Origin of the sequence: Kitasatospora sp. MBT63, from assembly GCF_000710465.2 — a bacterium.
Taxonomy (GTDB): domain Bacteria; phylum Actinomycetota; class Actinomycetes; order Streptomycetales; family Streptomycetaceae; genus Kitasatospora.
In genome coordinates this window covers 3,270-9,737 of sequence record NZ_JAIZ01000478.1, presented here as the reverse complement: position 1 = coordinate 9,737, position 6,468 = coordinate 3,270, and the positions used below count along the sequence as shown (strand labels likewise).

At 69.7% G+C, this 6,468-nt stretch carries 7 protein-coding genes and 2 pseudogenes; 8 read left to right on the top strand and 1 reads right to left on the bottom strand.

Annotation, left to right across the window (positions count from 1 at the left end; translation table 11 throughout):
• Window positions 1-41: 41 nt before the first annotated feature.
• The 7 genes and pseudogenes from AA75_RS26040 to tgmC all read left to right on the top strand — a co-directional run.
• A pseudogene (locus AA75_RS26040) lies at window positions 42-818 on the top strand (transcriptional regulator); the annotation flags it as partial.
• Window positions 819-993: 175 nt separating this feature from the next.
• Entirely contained in the window at window positions 994-1,608 is a 615-nt protein-coding gene (locus tag AA75_RS26035) for a hypothetical protein (RefSeq protein ID WP_149038381.1), read from the top strand.
• A gap of 2 nt (window positions 1,609-1,610) precedes the next feature.
• Window positions 1,611-1,895, top strand: a complete 285-nt coding sequence (locus AA75_RS26030) for a hypothetical protein (RefSeq protein WP_033822686.1) — start codon at window positions 1,611-1,613, stop codon at window positions 1,893-1,895.
• A gap of 250 nt (window positions 1,896-2,145) precedes the next feature.
• Window positions 2,146-2,466 (top strand): hypothetical protein, encoded by a 321-nt coding sequence (locus AA75_RS26020; RefSeq protein ID WP_033822684.1) that lies wholly within the window; start codon window positions 2,146-2,148, stop codon window positions 2,464-2,466.
• Window positions 2,467-2,668: 202 nt separating this feature from the next.
• Window positions 2,669-2,935 (top strand): putative ATP-grasp-modified RiPP, encoded by a 267-nt coding sequence (gene tgmA / locus AA75_RS26015; protein ID WP_033822683.1) that lies wholly within the window; start codon window positions 2,669-2,671, stop codon window positions 2,933-2,935.
• 11 nt (window positions 2,936-2,946) lie between these two features.
• Entirely contained in the window at window positions 2,947-3,900 is a 954-nt protein-coding gene (tgmB, locus tag AA75_RS26010; RefSeq protein WP_033822682.1) for an ATP-grasp ribosomal peptide maturase, read from the top strand.
• Window positions 3,897-5,012: an ATP-grasp peptide maturase system methyltransferase gene (gene tgmC, locus AA75_RS26005; RefSeq protein ID WP_033822681.1), complete on the top strand. Its 1,116-nt coding sequence runs from the start codon at window positions 3,897-3,899 to the stop codon at window positions 5,010-5,012. Before tgmB ends, tgmC begins: the two co-directional genes overlap by 4 nt.
• Before the next feature lie 675 nt (window positions 5,013-5,687).
• Here the strand turns inward: tgmC and AA75_RS26000 are convergent.
• Window positions 5,688-5,987: pseudogene (locus AA75_RS26000) on the bottom strand (NmrA family transcriptional regulator); the annotation flags it as partial.
• Between the two features lie 34 nt (window positions 5,988-6,021).
• Between AA75_RS26000 and AA75_RS46015 the strand changes: the two are divergent.
• On the top strand, window positions 6,022-6,468 hold a 447-nt coding region (locus tag AA75_RS46015; protein WP_149038382.1), incomplete at its 3' end, for a helix-turn-helix domain-containing protein.

The following is a 6,468-nucleotide window of genomic DNA, read 5'->3' as shown; positions in this document are numbered from 1 at the left end:
GCCCCTGATCAGGAGTGTCCGTCAAAGCGGATCAAGCCCACACCGGCCGAGAGCGGGAAGAGGCGTTCTCGGTCTATGCGGTGTGTTGCAAGTTCGCCCACACGTCGGCTCACGCCCTCGGACACGCGGAGCTGGTCACGATGGCGTGTGAGCGCGCAGCCTGGGCCGCTCGGCTTTCAGGTGATCCAGTGCTTCCCGCCGTAGCTGACTGGATGCGGGTATGGGACATGTGGGCCAGCGCGGACTGGTTCGATGCCGTCGTACTGTCGGATCGGGCGCTGGGCTCGATCGAGGGGCAGTACCGCGCAGGCGATCCCTTGGCCGTGCGCGCATGGGGGACACTGCACCTGCGGGCCGCCGTCTCTGCCGCTCGCGCTGGTGATCCTCCCGTCTGTGAAGATCACATCCACCAGGCCCGCGAGGCAGCGGGTCGGCTCACCGAGCAGCCGACCTTCGATCGGCACTCCCTGACCTTCTCGCCCGGGAATGTCCTGATCCATGCCATCTCTGTACAGGTGGAAATGGGGGATCACTCGCAAGCCTTGGCGCTCGCCGAGCGATCCGACCCGGCGCAGATCGAGGCGCTACCGAACTCGCGTCGCGGCCACCATTGCATGGACGTGGCTCGGGCCTGGCTCTGGGACGGACACCGGGACCGAGCTTTGGCGGAACTCGAAAAAGCGGAGCGTATCGCTCCGCAACTGATCCGCAACCATCCCATCGCGCGCGCCACGCTCAGGAAGATCGTTTACGCCGAACGGACCACTACCCGGGAGAAGTTGAGGCGCATGTCTGACCGCTTCCACCTGGACGGATAGGGCGGTATTCCACTGATTCATACTCGGCTGTAACCGCCCGCATACGTTCTGTCGCATGAGCGGACGACGTAGGACCCCCAGGGGCGACTCCCTTCGCGGTGCCCCTCGGGGGGCCGCCCGTACCTGGCCTCAACTCGGCGATCTGGCACGCGACTCAGCCGACGATCGAGCGGGCGTGGCGGTCAACGTGCCGGGTGAAGGTGTGTTCTCATACCACCTCTGTCCCGAGGGCGGCGGCGATGAGTGGACCTCGACGGCGGATGGGTCGTTCCTGGCCCCGCTCGAGGACGGGAGCGGGGGTCCCATGACTGAGTCTCACCTCTCACGAGTTGTCCGGGAGCGACAGAGGCACGCCGAGGAGGCGTGCGCCGATCTTGGCGTGGCCACGAGGGAAGCCGGGTGTCCGTTCCCGGATCTCGCCGTTGTCCCGGTGGACCCGGCGACGGGGGTAGCGGGGGTGGATCTCGGCGTGGTCGAGCCGAAGATGGCTGATCGGCTCGCCGAGATCATCCGGGCCGGGGTCGGCACCCTGGCGGCCGAGGACCGTCCGGCGGAGCGAACCGACGCTACGGTGACGCCGCTGTGGATGCCGAGCGACGGTGACCCGGTGGTGGACATGTGGAGGGGCATGGTCGGCACCTACTCGGGGCCGGACGGCGAGCTGTGGCGGATCGCCCCGTTGTTGGGCGGCGAGCCGTGGACAGCGGACCCGAAGAACGTCCGGGCGGCAACGGTCAACGAGCGGGTGCGCATGGACATGGTGACCGATCGCCCTGTGAAGGCTGGCTGACCGTGGCACTCGATGCGTTTGCCCGCGAGATCGGCACCCGGCGACGCTTCCGTTGCCTGTTGTGGAAGTTCGGGTCCGGACCCGGACCGGGGCGAATCCACTTGGTCCACCGCGAGGGCGAGGAAGAAGACGGCATCCCGTGCGGCGCGGACTCGGGCGAACAGATCGACCGCGAGACGGCCGAACTGTGGCCGTTCGAGCACACGGCGGAGCACCCCGAGCACCGGAGCTACGGGCACTTGGCCTACCGCCCGATGGTCACGGTACCGAGGGAGGAACCGACGTGAGCCTGCCCAGGGGCACCGAGGCTGCCGCGTGCGTGACGATTGTCCTGGTGTCGGTCGGCATCGCTTCCGGGGTTGTACTCGTGGTGGACCCCGAGCCGGTGGGGGTCAGGCAGGCGTTGTGGTTCGGGGTAGCGCTTCCGCTGCTGCTGCTCGGCGTGCCGTACGGGTTCGCTCTGGCGGAGAGGGTCCACCACCGGCGACGGCTGCGAATCAGAGTGCGACATGTTTCCGGGCACCGAGAGGGGCCGCCGTGATCGGCACCGTGATGGAGTCCGGGACGCTGCCGCAGATTCCTCCGGGGCTGTCCTGGTCGCCGGGACTGTGCTGGGGCTGCCTCACCGAGCGGGACGTGACACCGCTTGGCGGGGCCGAACTGGACGGCACCGCCCTGGCCCTGTCCGCCTGCCGCTGGTGCCTCGCCGCTCTCCGGCAACGACTCGCCGCCGTACAGCGCTGGCACCAGCTCGGCACCGTCGCCGGCCAGCGAGCCCACCGGGTCGCGCAGTGGTCCCGGGCACTTCGCCGCCGCAGACACGCGGAAGGACGCCATCGCGCCCCCGTCCGCACCTAGACCGCCCGCTCCGGTGTCCCATCCATGAGGCTCACCCTCCCCGTGGGCCAGAGCGGGCCCCAACTCTTCCGTGCCGGGCCGTGGTTGAGGTCCATTCCGCCCGGGACGGGGCACCACGCCCGCCCCGGCCGCCCCACCCTGGACAGGTCGAGCCGATCGGGGCGGGTACCCGCAAGTCCGTGCACAACGACACACAGGAGGCATGTTGAGCACCACGACCGATCTCCGCCCGGTGGCCCCGTGGGGTCTCGGACGCATGACGCCGCTGCGCAACGGCGAGCCGTCGCAGTTCCGGTACGTCGGTATCGAGCCGACGACGCAGACGGGCCTGTGGCTCGGCCCGGACGGCAGGATGTCGCCCGCCGAACTGGGCAAGCACGGGACCAGCGTGGGCACCTACCCGCCCACCCAGGTGGGCAAGGACGGGAAGAACGACCCCGACACCGGCCACGACGCGATGCAGGACTAGGGGGTAGGACCGTGGACGGACGCCCGGTACTGGTCGCCACCGAATACGAGGATGCGACCGCTGATCTGGTCGTAGCGAAGTTGAACCGGCGCCGGGTGCCCGTCCTCCGGTTCGACCCGGGGAAGGACCTGCCGCAGCGCGTCACCCTGGCAGCTCGGCTGACCCCTGGTGGCTGGTCGGGAACGCTGACCGCCGAAGGGCGAACAGCGGATCTTGCGCAGGTCCGCGCGCTCTACCACCGCAGGCCGAGCGCATACCTGCCGGACACCGACGACCAGGCGGCCCGTTTCGCCGCTCAGGAGACGCGCCGCGGGCTCGGCGGAGTGCTCGCCGCGCTGCCCGGCTGCCTGTACCTGAGCCAGCCGCAGGCAATCGCCCGCGCGGAGTACAAGCCCGAACAGCTCTCCGTGGCTGCCCGGCTCGGCCTGCCGGTGCCGGAGACGCTGATCACGAGCGACCCCGTCGAGGCGAAAGCGTTCACCGCCGTACAGCCCGCGATCTACAAGCCTCTGCACGCCGGGTCGTACGACGTGGACGGAGAGCCGGCGGGCATCTGGGCCGCCTTGGTCGAACCCGGTGAGATCACCGATGCTGTCAGCCGGTGCCCCCACCTGTTCCAAGCGCAAGTCCCCAAAATCGCTGACGTTCGAGCGGTCGTGGTGGGCGACCGCGTGTTCTGTGCGCTGATCACCGCTCCGGCCGGAGTGGTCGACTGGCGGAGCGAGTACCGGAACCTGACCTATGAACCCGTGGACTGCCCCGAGCCGATCCGGGCCGCCCTGCTGCGGTTCCTCGATGAGTTCGGGTTGCGCTTCGGGGCGTTCGACTTCGCCGTGACCCCCGAGGGTGAATGGTGGTTCCTGGAGTGCAACCCCAACGGTCAATGGGCGTGGCTGGAAGCCGCGGCAAGCCTGCCGATCACGTCGGCCATCGCTGATCTTCTGGAGAACGGAGTACCCGAGTGAGCGAGTCGGAAGGGCTGCGGGCGGTGCTGACCGCGCAGCTCAGAAGCGTCGGCAAGCTCCGTAGCCCGGAGTGGGAGACAGCCGTACTGGCGGTCCCCCGCGAGGCGTTCCTGTCGGGCGGATGGTTCGAGCATGACGGGGGCGGCTGGTACCGGCCCGTTGCACTCGCCGAGTCGCCGGAGCTGATCAGCCGCGTGTACGAGGATGACACCCTGGTGACCCAACTCGCCGGCTGCGTCGTCCCGCGGCAGGTCGACGGCCGCCTGTCGCAGGTGCCCACGTCGTCGTCAACGCTGCCCGGCCTGGTCGTCCGGATGCTCGAGGACCTGCGGGTGTCGTCCGGCATGCGAGTGCTGGAGATCGGCACCGGCACCGGCTACTCAACTGCGCTGCTGACGCACACCCTTGGCGAAGACCAGGTGACGTCGATCGAGGTGGACACGGACGTGTCGGCTCGGGCGTCCGTGGCGCTCGGCGGACTCGGCTACTGGCCCGAGCTGGTGACCGGTGACGGTCTCGCGGGCTACGCCAAGGGGGCGCCATATGACCGGATCATCGCCACGTGCGGGGTCCGGAGCGTTCCGGCCGAGTGGATCGCACAGACCCGCCCCGGCGGCGAGATCCTGGTGACCGTCGGCGGCTGGATGAACGCCTCCGAGTTGGTACGGCTCACGGTGGCCGAGGACGGTGCCGCAACGGGTCCGGTGCTCGGCGGTGGTGTGTCGTTCATGCTCGCTCGCCCGCACATGCCCCCACCGCTCGGCATGCTCCCCGATCTCGACCAGGGAGAGGCCGAGTACACGGCCATCGGCGGAGACGTGCTCGACCGATGGGTGGCCCGCTTCGTTGCGCAGTTCGCAGCTCCGGGGGCACAGCACTTCCGGATGCCCCGCAACGGCCGGACGGAACACGTCATCATCGACGTGGAAGCCGGAGCGTGGGCGGCGGTGTTCGAGGATGACGGCCGGTGGCTGGTCCGGCAGGGTGGACCGGTCCGGCTGTGGGACGCCATCGCTGAACAGCTGATCCGCTGGTGGTCCGCAGGCAAACCGGAAGCCGAGCGGTTGCGGCTGACCGTCGGCTCCGGAGGGCAACGGCTCACCTGGGAGTGACCGCCTCGCGGTAGTGTCGACCAGGGGCGCGGGCGTCGTATTCACTCAACGACCATTGCCTACCCTGCGCCCCTCGGCCCCGTCCCGCTGGTGAACTCCGGCAGGGCGGGCCTCAGTGCTTCTCACGAGCGGCGCGAGGCCCTGCGGGCGGTCGCCGAGGGGCGGTCCGATCCCGGCTGCACCTTCCCCGGTGCGCACGCCCTCGCTTGAGCGGTGGCGTGATGGCCAAGGCGTTCGTCAAGGCCCTCCCGGACGGCACCCGCCGGCGCAACACGCGGGGGCTGTTGCGGTGCGAGCGCGGCGGGTGGCAGATCCTCGCAGGAGCCTGCTACGCGGCCCGCCGCGCACGCCGTACGCCGAATGACTGCCGACCGTGGACCGGCGGCCTTGCCCGGTACTGGTCGCGTGACTGCAGGGCAGTGCCGCACCACCGCGCGCAGTAGAACCCCCTCGCCCCGTCCGGGACCGATCCGGGCGGGGCTCTCGGCTCTGCCGTAGAACCGCTAATCGCTTGTTTCCGGAGCCACCGAGGGCAACGAGTTCTGCGTCGGGCGCAGCGCCGCCGAGCGCGCGGCCGCCACGGCCGCCTGACCCGCCCCGGTCGGAGTGGGGCCGCCGCTCCGACCGGGCCGCGCCCGCTCCCCGTACCCGGCTCAGGTGCTGTCGTGTCGTCCCTCAGCGGAAGGCGGCGATGTTGCGGGCGACCCAGTTGTGGAAGGGGTGCGGGGCGCGGCCGAGGACCTGTTCGACGTCCGGGCTGATCCGCAGTTCGGGCGGGTTCGGGGCGGAGATGATGTCCAGGGTGTCGTCGGCGAGTTCCGCCGGTACGAACCGGGTCATCGTGGCCCTGGCCTCGTCGCGGGTGAGCTCGTGGAACCGTACGGGCGAGCCGAGCGCGGCGGCGATCACCTCCGCCTGCTGACGCGGCGTGATGACCGCCGGCCCGGTCAGCTCGTACACCCGGCCGGTGTGCCGGTACGGTCCCTGTAGTCACGAGGGAGGGTAAGCGGTGCTGGAGGAACGGGAGGCCATCGGCAAGCGCGTGAAGCGCCAACGCCTACGGCTGGGCATGCCGCAGGCCGACTTGGCCGCGGCGATGGGCAGAACCCAAGGGTGGGTGTCCAAGGTCGAAAACGGCAGGGTGGAACTTGATAGGGCAAGCATCATCAACCAGCTTGCGGCGGCTCTGCACTGCCACCCCAACGACCTGATAGAGCGTCCGTACGTGGCGGGCAAGTCGTCCGAGAATCAGTGGCAGGTGTCAGCCTCGGGCATCTTGCGTGAGCTGCGTCGCTACGATTTGACTCCGGTTTTCGACGGCGCGCCCCGTCCGTCTGCCGAGCTGTGGCGTGACACGCTACGCCTTCACCGGCTCCGCGATACTGCATCGAACGTTGCCATCCTGCGGGTACTGCCGGACATGCTCCGCGAAGCACGCGCGCTCGCTGAGGTGTCC

Bases quoted from the DNA above. Each gene is read 5' to 3' on its own strand.
- tgmA (WP_033822683.1), top strand. From the start codon at position 2,669: ATGTTGAGCACCACGACCGATCTCCGCCCGGTGGCCCCGTGGGGTCTC.